Genomic DNA, 22,589 nt, shown 5'->3' with positions numbered 1-22,589 from the left:
CTATACTTCACGCCCAACAAGCTTAATTCTACATAATAATAATTGCTATTCGCATGTCAATTTAGCAGGATCCGATCATGAAAGACATGACCATATCAAGACACGCCCAATATTCAAATCATTTCAGCAATCAGTCATCGGGAATATCGTCGACAAATCCAAATGCGTGGTCGGCAGCGGGCCAATTGGCCTTGTCCCATTCGAGCCAGGGAATAAATAGCGGAGCTCAGAACGATCTGTTCACCGGCGCCGTCAATACGCCCGCCAGGGCCAAGCGGAATGGCGACACGGATGCTGCGTACGTCCCGATAAATTACTGGGCGACCGCGAACGACGCCAACACGGTACTGGAGACCAATCGATTGACATCCTGTTCCGCCCTGGTGGTCCTGACACGCCAGCAGGCCGATGGCACCTACGCAAACCGCACGATGGTCCATCTGAACGGAAGCAGCTTGAACAACCGCCTGAACGGAGGCGTCGATGGCTACAAGCTGGTGGACAATCTGACCAAGCAGATCAACGAGGCGGGAGGAGGAAAGCTCATCTGGGCGTCCGGACCCGATAATCGCAATCCGAGCATCTTGACCGCATTGGGACAGGAAGGGAGCAACGGAAAAGGGTATCCGCTTGCAGAGCTCATGCTCAACCCAGGAGTCTCGACGGACATTGTAAGCACAAACGAGATAGCTGTTTCGCCAGATGGCTCATACACCCTTGGAGAACTTGGCGCCGGAAAATTGAACTCGGCAGAATTCCTCGGCATCCTCGGGGAAGAATTGACTCAGAACGGCGTCGCGGTTCCAAGCTATACAGCCCAGCCAGAACAAGATGCCAGCGCTTCGGACGGCGGGGTCATCGAGGGCGAAGCAAGCGCTTCAGCGGAACTGGCGGAAGACGCAGCGGAAGCGCCGGCCTTGCTTCAAGATCTGGAGGAAATCGGCGAACTGGGACGGCTATTCGAGATCTAGCAAAAAGGGGGCCCGCCCGGGCCCCCTTTTCCTTGTCTCGAAATCAGATCGTCACAGCCGGCGGCTCCGAACCCCTTCCGGCCTGATCCCCGCACGGGAAGGCGGGCAGCATCTCACGCCTCCGGCGCGGCCTCCCCGACGTCGTCCACGTCCTCGCCCTCGTCGCTGATGCCTTCGACGGAGACGACGCGCTCGTCTTCCGCCGTGTTGAAGACGATGACGCCCTGGCTGGAGCGGCCGACGATGCGGATGCCTTCGACCGGGCAGCGGATGAGCTGGCCACCGTCGGTCACCAGCATGATCTGGTCGCTCCCCTCGACGGGGAAGGACGCGACCAGCGAGCCGTTGCGGCCGTTGACCGCCATCGCCACGATGCCCTTGCCGCCGCGGCCGGTGACCCGGTACTCGTAGGCCGAGGAGCGCTTGCCGTAGCCGTTCTCCGAGATGGTGAGGATGAACTGCTCGGCCGCGCCCATAAGCGCATAGCGCTCCTGCGGCAGGGCGCTGTCGGCCGAGCCTTCCTCCACATCCGCCTCTTCCTCGGCGCCATCGCCGTTGGCGGCGCGGCGCGCTGCATTGGCGAGCTTGAGATAGGCCGCGCGCTCGTCCGCCGTCGCATCCATGTGGCGCAGGATGGCGAGCGAGATGACCTTGTCGCCGTCGCCGAGCGAGATGCCGCGCACGCCGGTGGAATCACGGCCCTTGAAGACGCGCACCTCCGGCACCGGGAAGCGGATGCACTGGCCGAGCGCCGTCGTCAGCAGCACGTCGTCATGCTCGGTGCAGATCTGCACGTCGACGATGGAATCGCCCTCGTCGAGCTTCATGGCGATCTTGCCGGCGCGGTTCACCTGCACGAAGTCGGACAGCTTGTTGCGCCTGACGTTGCCGCGCGCCGTGGCGAACATCACGTCGAGCGAGGCCCAGCTCGCCTCGTCCTCCGGCAGGGGCATGATGGTGGTGATGCGCTCGCCCTCGTCGAGCGGCAGCATGTTGATGAGGGCCTTGCCCCGGGCGTTCGGCGCCGCGAGCGGCAGGCGCCACACCTTCTCCTTGTAGACCTGGCCGTGCGAGGAGAAGAAGAGCACCGGCGTGTGCGTGTTGGCGACGAAGAGGCGCGAGACGAAATCCTCGTCGCGCGTCTGCATGCCGCTGCGGCCCTTGCCGCCGCGCCGCTGGGCCCGGTAGGTCGTCAGCGGCACGCGCTTGATGTAGCCGGCATGGCTGACGGTGACGACCATGTCCTCGCGCTGGATGAGGTCCTCGTCCTCGACGTCCGCCGCCCAGTCGAGGATCTCGGTCTTGCGCGGGGTGGCGAAGGCATCACGCACGGCGGCGAGCTCGTCCTTCACGATGCCCATGATGCGCGCGCGCGAGCGCAGGATGTCGAGGTAGTCGCTGATCTCCTCGGCGAGCTTGTTGAGCTCGTCGGCGATCTCGTCGCGGCCGAGGGCCGTGAGGCGTTGCAGGCGTAGGTCGAGGATGGCGCGCGCCTGCGTCTCCGACAGGCGGTAGGTGCCGTTCTCGCTCACCCGGTGGCGCGGATCGTCGATCAAGGCGATGAGCGGCGCGACGTCGCCGGCCGGCCAGTCGCGCGCCATCAGCGCCTCGCGCGCCGAGTTCGGGTCCGGCGCCGTGCGGATGAGGTGGATGACCTCGTCGATATTGGCGACGGCGATGGCGAGGCCCGCCAACACGTGGGCGCGGTCGCGCGCCTTGTTGAGCAGGAACTTGGTGCGGCGGGAGACCACCTCCTCGCGGAAGTCGACGAAGGCGACGATCATGTCGCGCAGCGTCATCACCTCCGGCCGGCCGCCGTTCAGCGCCACCATGTTGGCGCCGAAGCTCGTCTGCATCGGCGTGTAGCGGTAGAGCTGGTTGAGGACGACGTCGGCCACCGCATCGCGCTTCAGCTCGATGACGATGCGCATGCCGTCGCGGTCGGATTCGTCGCGCAGGTCCGAGATGCCCTCGATGCGCTTCTCGCGCACGAGATCGGCGATCTTCTCGATCAGCGCCGCCTTGTTCACCTGGTAGGGGATCTCGGTGACGACGATCGCCTCGCGGTCCTTGCGCACCTCCTCCACCGTGCTCCTGGCACGCATGATGATGGAGCCGCGCCCGGTCGTGTAGGCCGAGCGGATGCCCGAGCGGCCAAGGATCGTCGCCGCGGTCGGGAAATCCGGGCCGGGCACGATCTCGATCAGGTCCTCGTCGGTGATCTCGGGCCGGTCGATATAGGCGACGCAGGCATCGACCACCTCGCCGAGATTGTGCGGCGGGATGTTGGTGGCCATGCCGACGGCGATGCCGCCGGCGCCGTTGACGAGCAGGTTCGGGAAACGCGCCGGCAGGACCGACGGCTCCCGCTCCGTGTTGTCGTAGTTGTCGTTGAAATCGACGGTGTCCTTGTCGATGTCCTCGAGCAGGGACATCGCCGCCTTGGCGAGCCGCGACTCGGTGTAGCGCATGGCCGCCGGCGGGTCGCCGTCCACCGAGCCGAAGTTGCCCTGCCCGTCGACGAGCGGCAGGCGCATGGAGAAGTCCTGCGCCATGCGCACGAGGGCGTCGTAGATCGACTGGTCGCCGTGCGGGTGATACTTACCGATCACGTCACCGACGATGCGAGCCGACTTGCGATAGGGCTTGTCCGGCGTGTAGCCGTTCTCGTGCATCGAGAAGAGGATGCGCCGGTGCACGGGCTTGAGGCCGTCGCGCACGTCCGGCAGGGCACGGCTCACGATCACGCTCATGGCGTAATCGAGATAGCTGCGCTTCATTTCGTCGATGATGGAGACCGGCTTGATATCGCCGCCGGGCGGCTCGCGGTCGCTGCCGCCGTTCTCGATGTCGTCTTGATCCGCCAAGGTGCTCGTCCGCAGTGAATGCTCCGCCGGCGGGGATGTCGCGGCGGAATGAGTCTCATTGGGTCTAGCCCATACGGTCCCAAAATGCCATAGGCGAAAGCGCCGCGCCCCGTGACTGATCCACGATCAGAATCAGCCACTTAGTTGTGGTTTTGGATGTTTCTGCGACGCCGGCCGGCGAAAGTCTCGAAGCATGGTCGCGCAGGAGCGCCAACTGCCTTGCGCAAGCCTCGGCGGCGACGGCACAATCGGGCGTGAAAAGCGGCAGAATGCGGGGGCATCGTGCAGGAATTCATCTCGTCGGCACTCGTCACGCTGCTCGTCACGCTCGATCCGCCGGGCCTTGCACCGATCTTCCTCAGCCTGACGCGCGGCATGACGGCGGCGGAGAGCCGGCGCGTCGCCGTGCGCGCATGCATCATCGCCTTCGGCATCATGGCCTTCTTCGGCCTCGGCGGCGACTTCCTCCTGCGGGCGCTCGGCATCGGCCTGCCGGCCTTCCGCATCGCCGGCGGGCTGCTGCTGTTCTGGATCGCCTTCGAGATGGTGTTCGAGCTGAGGACGGCGCGCAAGGCCGCGACGGCCGAGACGGCGATCACGGAGGATCACATCCGCAACGTCGCGGCCTTTCCGCTCGCCATCCCCCTGCTTGCCGGCCCCGGCGCCATCACCGCCACGATCCTCCTCGCCGGCCAGGCGGGCGGCGAGCCGGTGCGGCTCGTCCTGCTGCTCACCATGATCGCCGCGGTGCTGGCGCTCTGCCTCGTCGTCTTCTATCTCGCCAACGGCATCTCGCGCCTGCTCGGCACAACGGGTAACATCGTGCTCACGCGGCTGCTCGGCGTCATCCTCGCCGCCCTCGCGGTCCAGTTCGTCATCGACGGTATCAGGGCCGTTGCCGGGGCCGGCTGACGCCGGCGGCGACAGAAGCGCGCCAGCTCCGTGGTTCCAATAGCTGCCCCACGGTGCTGGCAGCCGTCAGGCCTGCGAGCGTAACGCAACCCGCAGCAGCAGGAACAGCACGAGCGCATTGGCGAGGTGCCACAGGAAGTGGGTGCCGAGCGGCAGCGCGCCGCAGACGAGCGAATCGATGCTGCGGAAGGTCAGCGAGACGACGAAGAGGCCGCCGATGCCGACGAGCGCGCGCCCGACGGCCGGCCTGCCGCGCCATGCGAGGATCCCGACCACGATCATCGCGGCGGCGGCCGGCAGATAGCCCGCCGAGCCGTTGAGCGGGTCGTAGCCGAACCGCGCGCGGGCGAAGTCGAGCCACAGGCCCGGCACGGTCATCGAAAACGCCTGGAACAGCACCGTGACGGCGAGCGCCGCCCACAGCGGCAGCTCAAGGTAGCGCCGCATGGCGAGGAAGAAATAGACGATGATGAACAGCGCGATGGGCACGACATCGGCGAGCGCCGCCCAGCGCGTCGCGACCGTGTGGAAGAGGAAGGAGCCGACGCCCACGGCAAAGGCCAGCACGATCAGGACCGCGACCAGCCAGTCCCGCCGCGGCGCCCGCAGCCAAAGCACCGCCGCCGCGATCGCCGCGATGATGAAGGCGCCGTTCGTCAGGGCATTGACGGGCTCGGACCAGAAGCTCGGATCGATGCGCTCGCAATAGGCATCGATCGGTTGATGCCACGACGACCGGTCCATCCCCCACCCCTCGCCTTCGCGTGATTGCGGTGCCGCCCCTCCCGTGTCACATCTCCATGACGATGAGGCAACATCCCTTCGCCGGAGCCGACACGCCATGCGGATCGCTACCTGGAACGTCAATTCCATCAAGCAGCGGCTGGAGCATCTGCAGCGCTTCCTGAAGGAGGAAGCGCCCGATGTCGTCTGCCTGCAGGAGCTGAAGTGCCAGGAGGAGGCCTTCCCGCGGCTCGAGCTCGACGGCACCGGCTACAACATCGCGCTGTGCGGGCAGAAGAGCTTCAACGGCGTCGCCATCCTCTCCAAGCGGCCGCTGGAGGACATCCGGCTCCGCCTGCCGGGCGATGACGAGGACGGGCAGGCGCGCTTCGTCGAGGCGCTCGTGCCGGGCGAGAAGGGCGCGGCGCGCATCGCCGCCATCTACCTGCCGAACGGCAACCCCGTGCCGTCCGAGAAGTACAGCTACAAGCTCGCCTGGATGGACCGGCTCCACGCCCACGCCCGGGCCCGTCTCGCCGAGGAGGAGCCCTTCGTGATCGCGGGCGACTTCAACGTTATCCCCGAGCCGAAGGATGCGGCAAGGCCGGAGCTGTGGGTGAACGACGCGCTCTTCCTGCCGCCGACGCGGGAGAAGTTCCGCAGCCTGCTCAACCTCGGCCTCTATGATGCCCTGCGCTCCACCACCGATGCCGCGGGCCTCTACACTTTCTGGGACTATCAGGCGGGGGCGTGGCAGAAGAACAACGGCATCCGCATCGACCACCTGCTCCTGTCGCCGCAGGCGGCCGACCGGCTCAGGAGCGTCACCGTGGTCAAGCACACGCGCGGCTGGGACAAGCCGTCCGACCACGTGCCCGTCATGGCCGAATTCGACTTGTAAGCGCGGCCGTTCACGGGCCGTTGCTCCCCGGTGCGCCGCTTCCCTGCGTGCCGCCTCCCTGGGTGCCGCCGCCCTGATTGCCGCCTCCCTGGGTGCCGCTACTCTGGCCACCTTGACCGCCGCCGCCGCGATTGCCGCCCTGCGACGAGCCTCCTCCGCCCGTTTCCGTCGAGGAGGAGCCGGGCGCCGCCGGCCCGTTGCGGTCGAGCCAGTAGATCGGCTGCCGTGACGGCACCTCTTCCACCTGCCGGCACAGGGCCCGGTTGCTGCTCTGCAGGCAGGCCTCGAAGAAGTCGAAGGTGTTCGGCGTGCCGGCCACCGGCCCGGCGAGGCCGGCCCGGGTGACGACGACCACGTCGCCGGGCCGCACCACGTCGACGCAGCGGCCCGCGAGCGTGCAGACCTCGACCGCTCCCTCCTGCAGCACCACCGTGACGCGGGCGGCCTCGACGAGAAGATCGAAGACCGTGCCGCGCACGCCGATGGTCGCGATCGGGGTGCGGATCTCATAGGCACCGGAGGGCGAGGCACCGCTCACCCAGCGGAAGGCGCCGCGCGTGGCGCGCACCACGGCTTCGGTCGCCGTCCGGTCGGGATTGAAGACGAAGCGGTCGAGCGTGACGACGGCATTGGCCGTCATCATCAAATGCGTCTCGTCGCGGAAGACGAGGCGGGCCGCGCTGTCCCGGCCGGTGCGGATGACCTCGTCGGCGAAGACGTCCGAACCGACGGCGACCGTCCGCACCCGCCCGTTGAGGCTGCCCGACACCTGGCGCTCGGCGATGACGGCGGCCCCGATGTCCGTCTCAGCCGCCGCGGGCCCATAGGCCGCCGCGAGCCAGCCGGCAGCCAGCGCCGCCACCGTGGCAATCGTGCACCTTGCCATCGCATGCCCCCCACCCTGCGAGGGACTATAACCCGCGACGCATACATTGCACGAGGGAGCGGCGCGATTTGCCTTGCGCATGCCCGACTGCGACATTCCCTCCCGTAGACGGAGATCGCTCATGCAGGACAGCGGCGTGACGCCGACGGACGCACATCAAGGTGCACGCCGCCACCTGCGGCCCGGCGGCTGGGCCGCCGTGCTCGTGCCGGTGGTCGCCACCGCCGCCCTCATCCTGTCGGCGCCCATGCCCGTGCGCGCGGTGCGCGACATCACCTTCGACAGCTATCAGCGGCTGTCCCCGCGACCCTACGACCCCACCCTGCCCGTGCGCATCGTCGACATCGACGACGAGAGCCTCGCCCGGCTCGGCCAGTGGCCCTGGCCGCGGGCGCGCCTCGCCGCGATCGTGGACCGGCTGCAGGCTGCCGGTGCCGCCGCCGTCGCCTTCGACATCCTCCTGTCGGAGCCGGAGCGGACCGGCGGGCCGGAGGCGCCGGGCGACGAGCGGCTGGCCGAGGCCGTCGCCTCCGCCCCGGTCGTCATGAGCCTCACCCTGACGAACGCGCCGGGCGAGACGCCGCTCGCGCCGAAGGCGGGCTTTGCCACGGCGGGCGACGACCCCCTGAACTTCGTGCCGCGCTTTCCGGGCGTCATTCCCTCCCTGCCGCTCTTCACCAAGCCGGCAGCCGGCCTCGGGGCACTCAACTGGGTGCCGGACCGCGACCTCGTCGTGCGGCGCGTGCCGACGCTCATGGCGCTCGGCGATGCGCTGGTGCCGAGCCTGGCGAGCGAGGCGCTGCGCGTCGCGCAAGGGGCATCGACCATCCTCGTGCGCGCCTCGAACGCGAGCGGCGAAACCGCTTTCGGACGCCAGACAGGGATTGCGGCCGTGCGCATCGGCGACGCCACCATCGCCACCGAGGCGGACGGCGCGCTGCGCATCCACTACGCCGGCACGCGGCCGGAGCGCCGCCTCGCCGCCTGGCGCCTGCTGGACGGCTCCGCCGACACGGCCGCGCTTTCCGGCGCCATCGTCCTCGTCGGTACGAGCGCCGCCGCCCTTGCCGACGTGCGTGCGACGCCGCTCGAAGCCGCGGTGCCCGGCGTCGACATCCACGCGGAATTCATCGAGCACGTCCTTTCGGGTGCCCGCCTGATGCGGCCGGACTATGCGCCGGGCATCGAGGTGGCCGCGCTTCTCACCTTCAGTGCCCTTGCCGCGGCCCTCGCCTTGCGCGTGCGCCCCCTCGTCAGCGCCCTCGGCTTCCTCGGCCTTGCCGCGACCGTCGCCGCAGCGAGCTGGCTCGCCTTCTCGCGCTGGGCGATGCTCATCGATCCGGTCTGGCCACTCGCCGGTACGGCGGCCTCCTTCGCCACCGCCATCGCCATCGCACTGCGCCGCACGGAGGCGGAGCGGCGATGGATCCGCCAGGCCTTCGCGCGCTACCTGTCGCCGGAGGTGGTGGCGGCGCTGGCGCGCGAGCCGGGGCGCCTGGCGCTCGGCGGCGAGATCCGGCCGATAACCGTGCTCTTCGCCGACATCCGCGGCTTCACCAGCCGTGCCGAGCGGCTCGACGCGCGGGAGGTCGTCACCTTCCTCAATACCGTGCACACGCCGCTCACCGACGAGGTGATGCGCCACGGCGGCACGATCGACAAGTTTCTCGGCGACGGCCTCATGGCCTTCTGGAACGCGCCGCTCGACGTGCCGGACCATGTGGCGAAGGCGCTCAAGGCAGCGCTCGCCATGCAGGCGGCGATCGGCCGCCTCGCCCCGACCCTGGCGCAGGAGGGCCTGCCGCCGCTCGCCGTGGGCATCGGCATCCATACCGGGCCAGCCTGCGTCGGCAACCTCGGCTCGCGGCACCGCTTCGACTATTCCGCCGTCGGCGACACCGTGAACGCCGCCGCGCGCATCGAGCAGACGAGCAAGGTCTACGGGGAGCCGATCCTCGTCTCGGGCGAGGTCGTGGCCGCAGCGCCGGCCTTCACCTTCGTCCTCGTCGACGAGGTGCGCCTGCGCGGCCGCGGCGAGGCAACGCGGCTTTATGCCCTCGTCTCGGGGCCGGATGGGAAGGATGCCGGTTTCGACGATTTCCGCCGGCAACACGATGCCGCCATCGCGGCCGCCATCAACGGCCGGACATCGGCGCAGGAGCTTCTGGAGGAGGTCTCACGAAGCCCCGCCGGGGCCCGCCACGCGCGACTCTACGCCTACCATCGGACGCGGCTCGCGGAGAACGAGCCGGTCCCGGAAGGCTGAATCAGCAGAATCCCTTAGAGCCAGATCCTATCAGGTTGGATCAACCTGATAGGATCTGGCTCTAAACACTAAGAAAGAGACCGTTTTACCGATCAGATTGCGATGCAATCTGATCGGAACGGGCTCTAGCGGTGCTTGCTGAGATATTGCTGCATGTAGGCGAGCGCTGCCTGCCGGTCGCTCTCGCTCGCGGACGAGAAGGCCCTGTCGTGCAGGTCGATGATCCAGCTGTCCTTCTGCGGATCGGCCGCTTCGCGGGCCATCGTCAGCCACATCAGGCCGCGGGCGCCCTGCCGCGGCACGCCATCGCCGAGGATGAGCAGGTTGCCGAGCAGCGCCTGCGCGGCGTGATGGCCCTTCTCCGCGGAAAGGTGCAGCCAGCGCGCCGCCTGGCGGCTGTCCTTGTCGACGCCGAGCCCCTCGAGATAGAGGCGCGCGAGGCCGTACTGGGCGTCCGGATCGCCGTAATAGGAGGCGGCGTAGTAGAACATGTCCACCGCGCGGCCGACGTCGCGTTTGACGTAGCTGCCGGAGATGCCCTCGAGGAAATAGCCGCCGAGCGCGACGAAGGCGCTGGAGACGAAGCGCGCGTTCGCCGAGGCCGGGCTCTCGTCGGCATATTGGTCGGCGATCTTCGAGAAATACTCGAAGGCCTTGAGGTCGTCGTGGCCGACGCCGTCGCCCTCGGCATACATGCGGCCGAGCTTCCACAGTGCCATGGTGTGGCCCTGCGTCGCCGCATATTCGAGGGCACGCACGGCGCCCACCTTGTCGCCGGCATTGTAGTCGCGGATGCCGGTCTTGAAGGCGTCACGCACCGACTTGAAGGCATCGGTCGGCGAGGCGCCGATCACGGGGGCGGCGGCCGAGCGCGGGCCGTCGAGCGCCATGGCCGTCGGCATGGCGGCGGCGAAGACGAGGGCGCCGAGCCCGTACGCGAGTACTCTACTGGTCAGCATAGCAGTGCTTTTCTTCGAAGGCGCCTGGGTGGGTCACGGCGCCGCCGCGCGCCGGCCCGACCGTCTGCGCATATTTCCAGAGTGCCCCCGAGCCATAGTCCGTCTCGCGCGGGGTCCAGACGGCGCGCCGACGCGCCATCTCAGCCTCGGACACCCGCACATCCAGCCTGCCGGCCACGGCATCGATCTCGATGATGTCGCCGTCGCGCAGCAAGCCGATCGGTCCGCCGACGGCCGCCTCCGGCCCGACATGGCCGATGCACAGGCCACGCGTCGCGCCGGAGAAACGCCCGTCCGTGATGAGCGCCACCTTGTCGCCCATGCCCTGTCCGTAGAGGGCCGCCGTCGTGGCCAGCATCTCGCGCATGCCGGGGCCGCCGCGCGGCCCCTCGTAGCGGATGACGAGCACGTCGCCTTCTTCGTAGGCGCGGTTCTTCACCGCCTCGAAACAGGCCTCCTCGCTGTCGAAGCAGCGGGCCGGCCCGGCAAAGTCGAGGCTGTCCTCGTCCATGCCGGCCACCTTCACGATGGCGCCGTCCGGCGCGAGATTGCCGCTGAGGCCGACGACGCCGCCCGTGGGCGACAGCGGCTCGTCGGCGGGACGCACCACGTCCTGCTCGTCGTTCCAGCGCACCGAGGCGAGGTTTTCCGCGATCGTGCGGCCCGTCACGGTCATGCAGTCGCCGTGCAGGAAGCCGTGGTCGAGCAGCGTCTTCATCAGGAGCGGAATGCCGCCGATCTCGAACATGTCCTTGGCGACATAGCGCCCGCCGGGCTTGAGATCGGCGATATAGGGCGTGCGGCGGAAGATCTCGGCGACGTCGAAGAGGTCGAACTTGATGCCGGCCTCGTGGGCGATGGCCGGCAGATGCAGCGCCGCATTGGTGGAGCCGCCCGAGGCGGCCACCACGGTCGCCGCATTCTCCAGCGCCTTCAGGGTGACGATGTCGCGCGGGCGGATCTGCCTCGCGACGAGCTCCATGATCATCTCGCCCGCGGTCATGCAGAAGCTGTCGCGGATCTCGTAGGGCGCCGGGGCGCCGGCCGAATAAGGCAGCGCGAGGCCGATGGCCTCCGACACGGTCGCCATGGTGTTGGCGGTGAACTGGGCGCCGCAGGCCCCGGCCGAGGGGCAGGCCACCTGCTCCAGCTCGGCCAGGTCGTCATCCGACATGTTGCCGACGGAATGGCGGCCGACGGCCTCGAAGACGTCCTGCACGGTGACGGGCTTGCCGCGAAAGTTGCCCGGCAGGATGGAGCCGCCGTAGATGAAGATCGACGGGACGTTGAGGCGCACCATGGCCATCATCATGCCGGGCAGCGACTTGTCGCAGCCGGCGAGGCCGACGAGCGCGTCATAGCAGTGGCCGCGCATGGTGAGCTCGACCGAGTCGGCGATGACCTCGCGCGAGACGAGCGAGGACTTCATGCCCTGGTGGCCCATGGCGATGCCGTCGGTGACGGTGATGGTGCAGAACTCGCGCGGCGTGCCGCCGGCGGACGCGACACCCTTCTTCACCGCCTGGGCCTGGCGCATCAGGGCGATGTTGCAGGGAGCCGCCTCGTTCCAGCAGCTGGCGACGCCGACGAAGGGCTGGTGGATCTGCCGCTCCGTCAGGCCCATGGCGTAATAGTAGGAGCGATGGGGCGCACGCGCGGGCCCCTCCGTCACATGACGGCTGGGCAGCTTCGCCTTATCGAAGACGCGCGCGTCCATCCGGCAACGCACTCCCTGTTCGCCCTGCCCCTTGCGAGGCAATTCTTTCCCAGAAGCCTGCGGTGATGCCAAGAGGCACGCACGAGCCCACCATTCCCGGCAATTGCTTGCCAGAACCTTGGACCCCGCAGCCAAACCGCAGCACTTTCAAGGATTTGCTGTGCGTAAAGAGGTGCGACTCGTTTATGGCGGCTTCGCGGCAGCCGCAACGCGCAGGCCGTGGCGATCGATGATCGTCACGGCCTGTTGCGCTGAAGTCACATAAAATTGAGGGGAAATTAACCTTAATGGTTATGCGGCGCCGGCGAGGCGGGCGAGCGCCTCGCGGATCTTGCCCTGGCGCAGGAGCGCGGCTTCCCGGCGCTCCTTCTGCTCTTCCACGACCTCTTCCGGCGCGCGGGCGATGAAATCCGCATTGGCGAGCTTGGCGTCGATGCGGGCGATATCCGCATCGAGCTTGCCGAGCTCCTTCTCGAGGCGGACACGCTCGGCCGCAAGATCGACGAGGCCGGCGAGCGGCAGGGCCGCCACCTCGCCGCGGACGATGAGCTGGATGCTGCCCCCGGGCACCGCCTCGGCATAGCTGATGTCGCCCAGGCGGGCGAGACGGCGCAGCACATCCTCCCAGCGGTTGACGCGCGCCCGCGTCCCGGCGGAGGCGCCGACGAAGACGAGCGGCACCTGCGCGCCGGCCGGCACGTTCGTCTCCGCCCGGGCGGAGCGGATGTCGGACACGAGGTCGATGATCCAGCCGATCTCGGCCTCCGCCTCGGCATCGCCTGCCGGCTTGGCCGCAGGCCACGAGGCGAGCGCCAGGATCGTCTCGCGCGCGGGCCCCTCCTCGCCCTTGATGGCCCACAGCTCCTCGGTGAGGAAGGGCATGAAGGGATGCAGCAGCTTGCAGATCTCGTCGAGGACGAAGGCGATCGTCGCCCGCGTCTCGTCCTTGGCGGGGCCGTCCTCGCCCTGCAGGACGGGCTTGGCGAGCTCGAGATACCAGTCGCAGAAGAGGTTCCAGACGAAGCGGTAGGCCGCGCCCGCCGCCTCGTTGAACTTGAACGCCTCGAGCGCAGCCGTCACGGCGCCGGCGGCGGCGCCGCACTCGCCGAGGATCCAGCGGTTGAGCGTCAGTGTCGCCTGGTCCGGCGTGAAAGCCGCCACACGCACGCAGCCGTTCATCTCGGCAAAGCGCGCCGCATTCCAGATCTTGGTCGCGAAATTGCGATATCCTTCAACCCGTTGCGTCGAAAGCTTGATGTCGCGTCCCTGCGCCGCCATGGCGGCGAGCGTGAAGCGCAGGGCATCGGCGCCGTATTTCTCGACGAGGTCGAGCGGGTCGATGACATTGCCCTTGGACTTCGACATCTTCGCCCCCTTCTCGTCGCGGACGAGGGCGTGGATGTAGACGTCGCGGAAGGGCACGTCGTCCATGAAATGGATGCCCATCATCATCATCCGGGCGACCCAGAAGAAGATGATGTCGAAGCCGGTGACGAGCGTGCTGGTCGGATAATAGCGGGCGAGCTCCGGCGTCTTGTCCGGCCAGCCGAGCGTCGAGAAGGGCCACAGCGCGGAGGAGAACCAGGTGTCGAGCACGTCCTCGTCGCGGGTGAGCGACACTTCGCTGCCGTAATGGCGGGCCGCGGCGGACCTTGCCTCGTCCTCACCCGCGGCGACGAAGACATGGCCATCCGGCCCGTACCACGCCGGGATCTGATGGCCCCACCAGAGCTGGCGCGAGATGCACCACGGCTCGATGTTCTCAAGCCACTGGAAGTAGGTCTTCTCCCACGTCTCCGGGACGAAGCGCGTCTTGCCGGCGCGCACGGCGGCGAGCGCCTTCTCGGCGAGCGGCTTGACGTCGAGATACCACTGGTCCGTCAGCCAGGGTTCGATGACCACGCCGGAACGGTCGCCGTGCGGCACCATGTGGGTGTGCGGCTCGATCGCCGCGAGGAGTTCCCGCTCCTCCAGCATGGCGACGATGCGCTTGCGCGCCTCGAAACGGTCGAGCCCATGAAGCGCGAGCACCGCCTCGAGATCGGCGCCGGCCTCAGAGCCCTCGAGGAAGGCCTCATTGTCGCGCACCGTGATCTCGGCCTCCGGGCCGAGCACGTTGACGAGCCGGAGGCCGTGGCGCTTGCCGACGTCGAAGTCGTTGAAATCGTGCGCCGGCGTGATCTTGACGGCACCGGTGCCCTTTTCCGGATCGGAATAGGCGTCGGCAACGATCGGGATGCGCCGGCCGACGAGCGGCAGCACGACATTCTTGCCGATGAGATCGCGGTAACGCTCATCCTCGGGATGGACCGCGACGGCCGTGTCGCCCAGCATGGTCTCCGGCCTGGTCGTCGCGACCGTGATGAAGCGTCCCGCCTCCCCCTCGACGGGGTAGCGGATGTGCCAGAGATGGCCCTTGACCTCGACCTGCTGCACCTCGAGGTCCGAGATGGCGGTGAGGAAGCGCGGGTCCCAGTTGACGAGGCGCTTGTCCTTGTAGATCAGCCCCTCGGCGTGCAGGGCGACGAAGACCTTGACGACGGCCTGCGACAGCCCCTCGTCCATCGTGAAGCGCTCGCGCGACCAGTCACAGGAGGCGCCGAGGCGCTTCAGCTGGTTGATGATGGCGCCGCCGGACTGCTCCTTCCACGCCCAGACGCGCTCGACGAAGCGCTCGCGCCCGAGGTCCCGACGGGACGGCTCCTGCCGCTCCATGAGCTGACGCTCGACCACCATCTGCGTGGCGATGCCGGCGTGATCCATGCCGGGCTGCCACAGCACGTCCTTGCCGCGCATGCGCTCGAAGCGGCAGAGCACGTCCTGCAGCGTGTTGTTGAGCGCATGGCCCATGTGCAGCGAGCCGGTAACGTTCGGCGGGGGAATGACGATGCAATAGGGCGGCGCGCCGGCGCGGTCCTCGCGCCCGGCGCGAAACGCCCCTTCCTTCTCCCACACGGCGGAAATCCGCGCCTCGACGGCGCCCGGCTCGAAAGTCTTGTCCATCACCCAAACCATTTGCGCGCGCCGGCGGGGGCCGGCGCGGGGAACCGACTGGTAGAAAGCGAAGCGGAGGGCATAAGTCAATCGCCGACCGGGCGGAGCGGCCGATCAGGCGCCGGGCGACGCAGGAAGGCTCAGCGCCGGCCGCCGCGCGCCACGCGCTCGATCTCCTGGCGCACGAGCCGCTCGACGAGGGCCGGAAGGTTGTCGTCGAGCCAGGCCTTGAGCATGGGGCGCAGCATCTCGCGCACCAGATCCTCCAGCGTGCGCGCTCCCTGGCCGGAGACGTTCGACGTCAGGGCCTCGAAGGAGGAGGCGACGCTGGCGCCGGCCTGGGGCGAGAGCAGGTCATCCCTCGCCTCCCGCGGAGCCGTCGCAGGCTCGGGCTGCCGCGGCGGGAGCGCTGCCGAAAGCGAGGCGACCAGCGACGGCATGGCCTCCTCGGCGATGCTGCGCTCGATGGCGGCGCGCGAGAGGCCCTCGCCTCCGGCCGACGCGGCCGGCGGCGTCACGGTCGGCACGGGCCCCGGGGCCGCCGGGCGGAGAGCGGCCATGGCCTCCTCCGCTGCAGCGGGCCTGCGCGGCGGCTCCGGCAGGAAGGATTCGTCCCGGCGTGCCCGCTCGCGGCCGGGGACTTCCCGACGCGCGTTCTCGGGCCGGACGCTTTCAGGACGCGCGCCTTCCTGGCGGGGGCCGCGCTCCTCCGCCGCGGGGGCCCGGGGGGCCGGCGCAGCCGAGGGCTGGTCCTCCGTGATGATACGCCGGATGGATGCGAGAATCTCGTCCATCGTCGGCTCGGGCGTCTTCGCAGGGTCCTGCAGCTTGGGGCTCGCCGAATTCATGCGTCGCACCGATCAATTGTCGGACGCGAGAATCACGTCCGTCTCCGTCAGCCGAGTATTTCACGCACAAAGGGCGAGGCAAGCGCCCCGCCCCGAAGACCACAGGATTTAGCGGCATTTTCGGCCGCTAAATACCACCGCTGCTACTTGCCGCTCGGCGTGTCGAGACCGATCCACTTGTCCTTGACCTGCTCGAAGTGGATCTTCGGATCGTAGGCCGCGACCCTGAGACCGAGCGTCGGAGCCGCAAGGCGGCCGACAGCCGAGAGGACGCCGTAGGAGGCGACGATGCGGTCGCGCTGGGCCGTGACCAGCTCGACGCGGGAATTGAGCAGCGCCTGCTGGGCGTTGAGGACGTCGAGGGTCGTGCGCTGGCCGACCTTGGCCTCCTCGCGGACGCCCTCGAGCGCGACCTGGTTGGCCTCCACCTGCGCCTGCGCCGCCGTGATCTGCTGCTTGGCCGCCTCCAGCTGCGACCAGGTGGCGATGACCTGCTGACGCACCTGGTCGCGGATGAGATCGACCTGAATGCGCGCCTGGCCGGCCGTCTCCTTGGCCTGCCGGGTCTGCGCATAGACCACGCCGCCCTCGTAGATCGGGACGTTCAGCGTGCCGATGATCGAGGCGCTCGTGCGCCGGTCGCCGGAGATGTTCTGGTCCCAGCTCTGCGACACGCCCGCCGCGACGCGGAAGTCCGGCAGGAGCTGCGCCTCCGTCGCCTTCACCTGCAGCTCGGCCGTGTCGACGCTGTGCTGCGCGGAGGCGATCGCCGGATGGCGCTGCAGGCCGAGGGCGACGGCCTGGTCCACCGTCTTCGGCAGGTATTTCTCGGCCGAGATGCCGGGCCCGAGCTGCTTGGGCTCGACGCCGATCACCTGCCGGTAGGTCGCGATGCTGGACCTGAGATTGGCCTGGGCCACGCTCTGCTGGGCGCGCCCGGCCGCCAGCGCCGCCTCGGCCTGGGCGACGTCCGTGCGCGTCACCTCGCCGACGTCGAACCGGTCCTTCGTCTGGCGCAGCTGCTCCTGCAGCACCTCGACGTTGTTGGTCTGCAGGTTGTAGACGGCCGTGTCGCGCAGCACGTTCATGTAGGCGATGACGCCGTCGAGCAGCACGCTCTGCTCGGTGTTGCGAAGGGTCTCGCGGGCCCCGAAGACCTGCGATTCGGACGCACGCACGTTGTTGAGGGTGCGCCCGCTGTCGAAGATCATCTGCTGCACCTCGATACCGATGGAGCGGCGGAAGAGATCGTCGTTCGAGCGGCCCACGTTGGGCGTCCGCGAATTCAGGGAAAGGGCACCGATAGTGCCCTGCGCGTTGATAGACGGGCGCCAGCCACCCTTGGCCCGCGGCACGTTCTCGTCCGTGATGCGCACCTGCGCGCGCTGGACGTTCAGCGACGGGTTGTTCTCGTAAGCCTTTGCCAGCGCGCCGGACATCGTCTCCGCCTGCGCGGTGGCGCAGGATGCGAGGATGGTACCGGACAGTGCCGCAAGCTTCAGCCACTTCGCCCCGGTGGTCTTCGAATGTCGAATCACGGCCACCTTCCCGTCATGTCGAGGCCTGAAAAGCACCTCAGAATCCTTTGTCGAACGTGCCAGCCCCTGCGAACGCTCGGGGGCGAGCATACAGCCCGGATCCGGCAGCGAGAACTGCTGACGCGGACGCGCGCGCCAACTTTTCTGATTGTGCCGCAAAAATGCGACACACGCCGGAAGGTTGGGAAACCGTCAAAACTGGAAGGACGGCGCGCGCCGCAGCCCCTCGACCACCGGCGCCGACGCATCGAACAGGCGCCGGCAGCCCACCGCCTCCCCCGCGCGCTGGAAAAGCACGACCCGGCCCGCCCCTTCCGAGGCATCGACCGCGGCGAGCCTGCCACCTTCGGCGAGCTGGGCCAGCAACGTGTCCGGAACGGCCTCATAGGCCCCGTTCACGAGAATCAGATCATAGGGCGCGCCTGCGGCATGGCCTTCGGCGACCGGCCCCACATGGACCGGGACCTCACAGCCGAGGTCGGCCAGGAGAGCCTTCGCACGCTCGGCCAGGGCCGGGTCGCTCTCGACCATGACGACCTCGCCGCCGAGGCGTTCCATCACGGCGCTCGAATAGCCCGTGCCGCCGGCCACATCGAGGATGCGGCTGCCGGGCTCGATGTCGAGGGCCTGAACCATGCGGGCGAGCACCATCGGCGCCAGCATCACGCGCGCCGTGCCGTCGGCGAACCGCGCCAGGGTGAGGGCCCGGTCGGAATAGGCGGTGGCTTCCTCGCCGGCCGGCACGAAACGCTCGCGCGGCACCTCCTCGAGGACGCTCAGCAACGCATGGTCCACCACGTCGAAGGTTCTGACCTGGCAGTCCACCATGGTGCGGCGGGCTTGGGCGAAATCGAGCATCGGGGGACCTTTCAGGAGCGCTGCCGGCGGAACGCCCCGGGCAGCGTTCCCGCTGGCATCGGGCCGGCGGGTTCGATCCCGAAAGCGGTATCGCCGGATGTGGAGGCCTCGCCCGGAATCGAACCGGGGTGCAAGGATTTGCAGTCCTCTGCGTAACCACTCCGCCACGAGGCCTCGCCGCGGGTTCATACCAAAGGCGCGGGCCCTTCCGCAACATCCGTTTTCGGGGTGCCCTCCCCGTCAATCCACAGCCTGGTGACGGGCGCGAAAAGGGGTTGCAGGCGCGCCTGTCATGATATAGTCAACCGGCCGTGATCCCCGATAGCTCAGTTGGTAGAGCGTTCGACTGTTAATCGAATGGTCGCAGGTTCGAGTCCTGCTCGGGGAGCCACCTTCTTCCTCCCAAAATCGTTGTGACGCCTCAGATCGCGCCGATCGCCTTGATCCGCGGCCTGCCGCTGTGTAACAAAACTGTGTAACATGCGGCTAACGTGGGCTTGCTTTTGGGGGCGGCATGGCGGGGCGTTTCCTCACGAAGCGCGGCGGCATATGGACCTATGTGCGCCGGGTTCCAGACGTCTATGCGCAGTTCGACAGGCGGGTGCTCGTGCGCGTTTCGACGCGCATTGCCGTCAGCGATGATCCATCCGGCCGCCGCGCGGCGCGGGTTGCGACTCGAATCAACTCGGATCTCGAAACCTATTGGCATGGACTGCTTGAGGGACGCCGCGACGAGGCGCGCCAGCGATACGAAGCCGCCCGGCAGCGATCGCGGGCCATGGGTCTTGAATACGTCGACATGGTCGCGCTCATCGCCGACCGATCGGCCGACGAGCTCATGCGCCGAATCGAAGCCCTGGAAGGTCGCGGCCTGGTTGAAGACGAGGTTGCTGTGGCCGGTGCCCTCGGAGGTGCGGAGCGGCCGGTGCTGCGCCTATCGGGCTTGCTGAAAGAGTACGAGCGCCTCGAAAAGGATGCGCTGGCGGGCATGTCGGAGAACCAGATGCGCAAATGGCGCAATCCGAAGAAGCGGGCCATCGAGAACCTCATCGCCAAGATCACCGACAAGCCCGTCACGGAGATCACCCGCAACGACGCACTCGATTTCCGGGACTGGTGGCAGGAGAAGGTCGAGCGCGAAAACCTGAAGTGGGGCACGGCCAACAAGGACATCGGGCATCTCAACAGGATGCTCAAGACCCTCGACAAGCGTCTCCGGCTCGGAATCGGGGCGCCATTTGGCGAGCTCCGGTTCGCCGATGACGACGGCCATCGTGACGCGTTCGATATCGCCTTCGTGCAGAACAACATCCTGCACGAAGGCGCCCTCGCGGGCCTCAATCCGGAAGCCCGTGCCGCACTCTATATCGTCGTCGAGACGGGGCTGCGCCTTTCCGAGGTGACGAATCTAACAAAGCAGACGATTCAGCTTGGCGCCAAGGTGCCGCATGTGCAGGTCCGTCCAGACGGGCGCAGGATGAAGACCGACCAGTCCAATCGCGACATTCCCCTCGTCGGCGTGGCGCTCGCGGCGGCCAGTGCCTTCCCCGACGGCTTTCCCCGATACCGGGACAAGCCCGACAGCTTCTCGGCGGTGGTGAACAAATACCTCGCCGAGCACAATCTGCTGCCAAGCGACAACCACTCGGCCTACTCGCTGCGGCACACCTTCGAGGACCGCCTGACGGCCGTCGAGGCGCCCGAGAAGGTGATCGCGAGCCTGATGGGGCATAAGTGGATCAGGCCGAAATACGGCGCCGGCCCGTCGCTGGAGCAGAAGCGGCAGTGGCTTAAAAAGATCGCGTTCAACGCACCCGCGACAGTCTGAGATGAATGAGCTGTTCGTTCAGTCGAAATCCAAACTGACAACCTGCCCCGACTTGGCGGAGCTTCAGGGCCCGACATCCGGCCAATGGGAGACTAGCCTTTATCGGTCAACCCACCGGTGCCGCTTCTCCCGACCCAGGCTGCCTTCCGCCCGTCACTGGCGCGCCTAGCCGTCCGTAAGCCACCCGATATGCAACCAGCAATCGCCACACGGTTTCTTGGTACCGAATACTGCTGATCGAGTAGGCAGGCTTCACGTTGTGATGATCAATCTGAGCCACCTCATCGACGGAGATGAACGCGTGCGAGAACTCCGGAAGAACGCAACCTAAGTTTCGAGAATCGATGACAATCTTCAGTCTCGCATTGAGGTACTCCGACGCCTTATTTGGAAAAGCGACGTGGTTCGTTAGGTCGTCGTAGCGCAGCAGGAAACCGTAGTCGAAGGCGCATAAGGCCTCGATCGCCTCCTCGCGCGGCAGGGAGCCGGTTCGAACGTTAGGCGGCAGCTCTTCCCTCGACTGACCAAGGTCGCCATTTGTTAAAAGAAATACTTTTAGCCACTGATTCTTGCGCGCAAAAGTAACCACATCGTCGACGCGTTGCCATCGTGATAGGCCGCCGGAATAGATTGCCGCCGTCTCGTTTGGATCGATCTTCAATCTTCTGCGCCACTTGCTCCGCAACTCTCGATAGACGGCATCGTCGAATACGTCGGTTACACCACAAGGAACGATGACGATATCCCCCTCGAATCGAGGATACTTTGCCTGCACGTAACGCTTGAAGTTCGGCGATACCACCTCGATCACATCGACATACCGCAGAAGCTCGGCTTCGTGGAAACCGATCAGCCATCGGAATGCTCGGGAAAGTGTCCGGCTCCCGAGCAGGAGCGAGTACTCGCTCCACTCCTCTATAGCTCCCTGCAGATCGAGCGAAACGACCATCGGCCGATGCCGCTTTATTCGCCCGATCACCCAAGGGTGAAATTTCAGCCAATGTCCGGATACGACTAGGACATCCGGACGCCAAGCGTCCACGAGGGACTTCAGTCGGGCATAACATCCTAGTGGATTGAGCAGCCACTGCCACGTCGCGAACCGATGAACGATGCTCTCATCGGCCGGTTCGTTTGGTAACTGCCAACGGCAGCCGAGATAAGTCACGGAGCAGCCCATCGTTTTCAGGGCGGCTTCTTTCCCGCGCATCAGGGTAGCTTCACCGCTATTCCCATAGATGTCACGCGATGTCAGAACGAGAACACGCACAGCACGTTGACCTGTCCAATTACCACACTGCGGATGCTCCACATCTCCCAAGTCGCACTGCCCGCCTGCTGGCGATACCATCGCCTTGCAGTCGGGACGAGGAGACGCGAGAGAGGTTGGCTAAGACGTTACGCTATCGACCGCAGGCTGAAACAACCCGTCTGGCGGGTGCTTCTCGGCGCTCGCGCCGGCTCGAAGGACAACAGCAAACTCTCCAAATTGCCTGCACATTTCGACCTCAAGCAGGTCGAAATCAACCACGCCCGTAAACAGCAATGGCTGCATGATCCGATCCTCGAATGTCTCGGCCAGGAAAACATGCCGATGAACGCCAGGATGGCTCGGTGCGATTGCCCGTCTCAAACTTTCCAGGTCCAGCTTCTTTTGGGGATCGTTCTGCTTTCCGATGTACTCCAAGTCATAATATAACGCAGTCTCGAAGTTATGAATGGCCGAAACATCTTGACCGTCCGCAAGATATTCAAACAGGATATGACTGAATGGAGTATCTGGCCGGAATTTATCAAAGCTATACTTCTTGTCGGGCAAAACCAGGAACAGGACCCCTCCGGATCGTAGCATTCGCCGCGTGGTCTGGAGCCAGCGTATCGCGTGATCGACATGCTCGAATACGTGGTTGGCGATCACGACGTCGAACTGGTCCTTGACCACCATATCGTAATTATCATCCCGGCAGACGTAATCGACCTCCACGACGGCATCTGGATCGCCACCTGCCTGTCGCGCCTTCGCCCGGAGCTCTTCCGTCGAGAAGAAATCGATGAACCTGATGTTAGCCTCGTCGTGCGACACGGTCGGCGCCGCATAAGCACCGATCTCGATCGCATCACATGGAAAACGGACATGGCGATCGAGGACGCTGCGGCGGAATTCCCTGAGGCTCGCGAACGAATTCACCACTGCGTCGCCCGGGTCCACCTGCTCTAAGTGTCCGAGCAGCCGCCGAATGCGCTGCAACATTCCCCCCCCCTTTTGGTTCTCCGTGGCAGAGCGCTACAACCGCAGTCAGCCACAGACGGCCGCAGCAACG

The 22,589-nt window shown here is 66.8% G+C and carries 16 protein-coding genes and 2 tRNA genes; 6 read left to right on the top strand and 12 right to left on the bottom strand.

Going from position 1 to position 22,589, the window contains the following annotated elements:
• Positions 1-77 precede the first annotated feature (77 nt).
• Positions 78-971: a hypothetical protein gene (locus GGR16_RS05290; protein ID WP_156332794.1), complete on the top strand. Its 894-nt coding sequence runs from the start codon at positions 78-80 to the stop codon at positions 969-971.
• Between the two features lie 113 nt (positions 972-1,084).
• On the opposite strand, the gene gyrA is transcribed toward GGR16_RS05290, so the two are convergent.
• Entirely contained in the window at positions 1,085-3,838 is a 2,754-nt protein-coding gene (gyrA, locus tag GGR16_RS05285; protein ID WP_019402693.1) for a DNA gyrase subunit A, read from the bottom strand.
• Positions 3,839-4,117: 279 nt separating this feature from the next.
• Between gyrA and GGR16_RS05280 the strand changes: the two genes are divergently transcribed.
• Complete coding sequence (locus tag GGR16_RS05280) at positions 4,118-4,750, top strand: MarC family protein (RefSeq protein ID WP_026015223.1); 633 nt, start codon at positions 4,118-4,120, stop codon at positions 4,748-4,750.
• Positions 4,751-4,816: 66 nt separating this feature from the next.
• Here GGR16_RS05280 and GGR16_RS05275 read toward each other — a convergent pair whose 3' ends face one another.
• Positions 4,817-5,494 (bottom strand): ceramidase domain-containing protein, encoded by a 678-nt coding sequence (locus GGR16_RS05275; RefSeq protein ID WP_019402691.1) that lies wholly within the window; start codon positions 5,492-5,494, stop codon positions 4,817-4,819.
• Positions 5,495-5,591: 97 nt separating this feature from the next.
• Between GGR16_RS05275 and xth the strand changes: the two genes are divergently transcribed.
• Positions 5,592-6,374, top strand: a complete 783-nt coding sequence (gene xth / locus GGR16_RS05270) for an exodeoxyribonuclease III (protein ID WP_183315908.1) — start codon at positions 5,592-5,594, stop codon at positions 6,372-6,374.
• Between the two features lie 10 nt (positions 6,375-6,384).
• Here the strand turns inward: xth and GGR16_RS05265 are convergent, their stop codons facing one another.
• Positions 6,385-7,260: a FecR family protein gene (locus GGR16_RS05265; RefSeq protein WP_183315907.1), complete on the bottom strand. Its 876-nt coding sequence runs from the start codon at positions 7,258-7,260 to the stop codon at positions 6,385-6,387.
• 121 nt (positions 7,261-7,381) lie between these two features.
• Here GGR16_RS05265 and GGR16_RS05260 point away from each other — a divergent pair, with 121 nt between their 5' ends.
• On the top strand, positions 7,382-9,526 hold the full coding sequence (locus GGR16_RS05260; RefSeq protein ID WP_183315906.1) for a CHASE2 domain-containing protein: 2,145 nt from the start codon (positions 7,382-7,384) through the stop codon (positions 9,524-9,526).
• A gap of 125 nt (positions 9,527-9,651) precedes the next feature.
• Here GGR16_RS05260 and GGR16_RS05255 read toward each other — a convergent pair whose 3' ends face one another.
• From GGR16_RS05255 to GGR16_RS05225, 7 genes are all read right to left on the bottom strand, one after another.
• Complete coding sequence (locus GGR16_RS05255; RefSeq protein WP_019402687.1) at positions 9,652-10,485, bottom strand: tetratricopeptide repeat protein; 834 nt, start codon at positions 10,483-10,485, stop codon at positions 9,652-9,654.
• Positions 10,472-12,202: a dihydroxy-acid dehydratase gene (gene ilvD, locus GGR16_RS05250; protein ID WP_019402686.1), complete on the bottom strand. Its 1,731-nt coding sequence runs from the start codon at positions 12,200-12,202 to the stop codon at positions 10,472-10,474. Before ilvD ends, GGR16_RS05255 begins: the two co-directional genes overlap by 14 nt.
• Before the next feature lie 291 nt (positions 12,203-12,493).
• Entirely contained in the window at positions 12,494-15,208 is a 2,715-nt protein-coding gene (locus tag GGR16_RS05245; RefSeq protein ID WP_183316349.1) for a valine--tRNA ligase, read from the bottom strand.
• Between the two features lie 128 nt (positions 15,209-15,336).
• Positions 15,337-16,044: a PopZ family protein gene (locus tag GGR16_RS05240; protein ID WP_183315905.1), complete on the bottom strand. Its 708-nt coding sequence runs from the start codon at positions 16,042-16,044 to the stop codon at positions 15,337-15,339.
• A gap of 143 nt (positions 16,045-16,187) precedes the next feature.
• A complete protein-coding gene (locus GGR16_RS05235; protein WP_082312561.1) occupies positions 16,188-17,582 on the bottom strand; it encodes a TolC family outer membrane protein in 1,395 nt (464 codons plus the stop codon).
• 192 nt (positions 17,583-17,774) lie between these two features.
• Positions 17,775-18,440, bottom strand: coding sequence for a protein-L-isoaspartate O-methyltransferase family protein (locus GGR16_RS05230; protein WP_019400202.1), 666 nt, complete (start codon positions 18,438-18,440; stop codon positions 17,775-17,777).
• A 100-nt stretch (positions 18,441-18,540) separates the two neighbouring features.
• Positions 18,541-18,614, bottom strand: a tRNA-Cys gene (locus GGR16_RS05225).
• A 141-nt stretch (positions 18,615-18,755) separates the two neighbouring features.
• Between GGR16_RS05225 and GGR16_RS05220 the strand changes: the two genes are divergently transcribed.
• Together GGR16_RS05220 and GGR16_RS05215 are read left to right on the top strand one after the other, a co-directional pair.
• A tRNA-Asn gene (locus tag GGR16_RS05220) sits at positions 18,756-18,831 on the top strand.
• Positions 18,832-18,954: 123 nt separating this feature from the next.
• Entirely contained in the window at positions 18,955-20,268 is a 1,314-nt protein-coding gene (locus GGR16_RS05215; protein WP_183315904.1) for a tyrosine-type recombinase/integrase, read from the top strand.
• A gap of 106 nt (positions 20,269-20,374) precedes the next feature.
• Here the strand turns inward: GGR16_RS05215 and GGR16_RS05210 are convergent, their stop codons facing one another.
• Positions 20,375-21,478, bottom strand: a complete 1,104-nt coding sequence (locus GGR16_RS05210) for a glycosyltransferase (protein ID WP_343059568.1) — start codon at positions 21,476-21,478, stop codon at positions 20,375-20,377.
• Positions 21,479-21,658: 180 nt separating this feature from the next.
• Complete coding sequence (locus tag GGR16_RS05205; protein ID WP_183315902.1) at positions 21,659-22,519, bottom strand: class I SAM-dependent methyltransferase; 861 nt, start codon at positions 22,517-22,519, stop codon at positions 21,659-21,661.
• Positions 22,520-22,589 lie beyond the last annotated feature (70 nt).

Source organism: Chelatococcus caeni, assembly GCF_014196925.1.
Taxonomy (GTDB): Bacteria; Pseudomonadota; Alphaproteobacteria; order Rhizobiales; family Beijerinckiaceae; genus Chelatococcus_A; species Chelatococcus_A caeni.
The sequence above is the reverse complement of the archived record's forward strand: the minus strand, read 5'-3'. Positions and strand labels throughout refer to the sequence as shown.

Bases quoted from the DNA above. Each gene is read 5' to 3' on its own strand.
- GGR16_RS05290 (WP_156332794.1), top strand. From the start codon at position 78: ATGAAAGACATGACCATATCAAGACACGCCCAATATTCAAATCATTTC.
- GGR16_RS05275 (WP_019402691.1), bottom strand. From the start codon at position 5,494: ATGGACCGGTCGTCGTGGCATCAACCGATCGATGCCTATTGCGAGCGC.
- xth (WP_183315908.1), top strand. From the start codon at position 5,592: ATGCGGATCGCTACCTGGAACGTCAATTCCATCAAGCAGCGGCTGGAG.
- GGR16_RS05265 (WP_183315907.1), bottom strand. From the start codon at position 7,260: ATGGCAAGGTGCACGATTGCCACGGTGGCGGCGCTGGCTGCCGGCTGG.
- GGR16_RS05260 (WP_183315906.1), top strand. From the start codon at position 7,382: ATGCAGGACAGCGGCGTGACGCCGACGGACGCACATCAAGGTGCACGC.
- GGR16_RS05255 (WP_019402687.1), bottom strand. From the start codon at position 10,485: ATGCTGACCAGTAGAGTACTCGCGTACGGGCTCGGCGCCCTCGTCTTC.
- ilvD (WP_019402686.1), bottom strand. From the start codon at position 12,202: ATGGACGCGCGCGTCTTCGATAAGGCGAAGCTGCCCAGCCGTCATGTG.
- GGR16_RS05240 (WP_183315905.1), bottom strand. From the start codon at position 16,044: ATGAATTCGGCGAGCCCCAAGCTGCAGGACCCTGCGAAGACGCCCGAG.
- GGR16_RS05230 (WP_019400202.1), bottom strand. From the start codon at position 18,440: ATGCTCGATTTCGCCCAAGCCCGCCGCACCATGGTGGACTGCCAGGTC.
- GGR16_RS05215 (WP_183315904.1), top strand. From the start codon at position 18,955: ATGGCGGGGCGTTTCCTCACGAAGCGCGGCGGCATATGGACCTATGTG.
- GGR16_RS05210 (WP_343059568.1), bottom strand. From the start codon at position 21,478: ATGCGCGGGAAAGAAGCCGCCCTGAAAACGATGGGCTGCTCCGTGACT.
- GGR16_RS05205 (WP_183315902.1), bottom strand. From the start codon at position 22,519: ATGTTGCAGCGCATTCGGCGGCTGCTCGGACACTTAGAGCAGGTGGAC.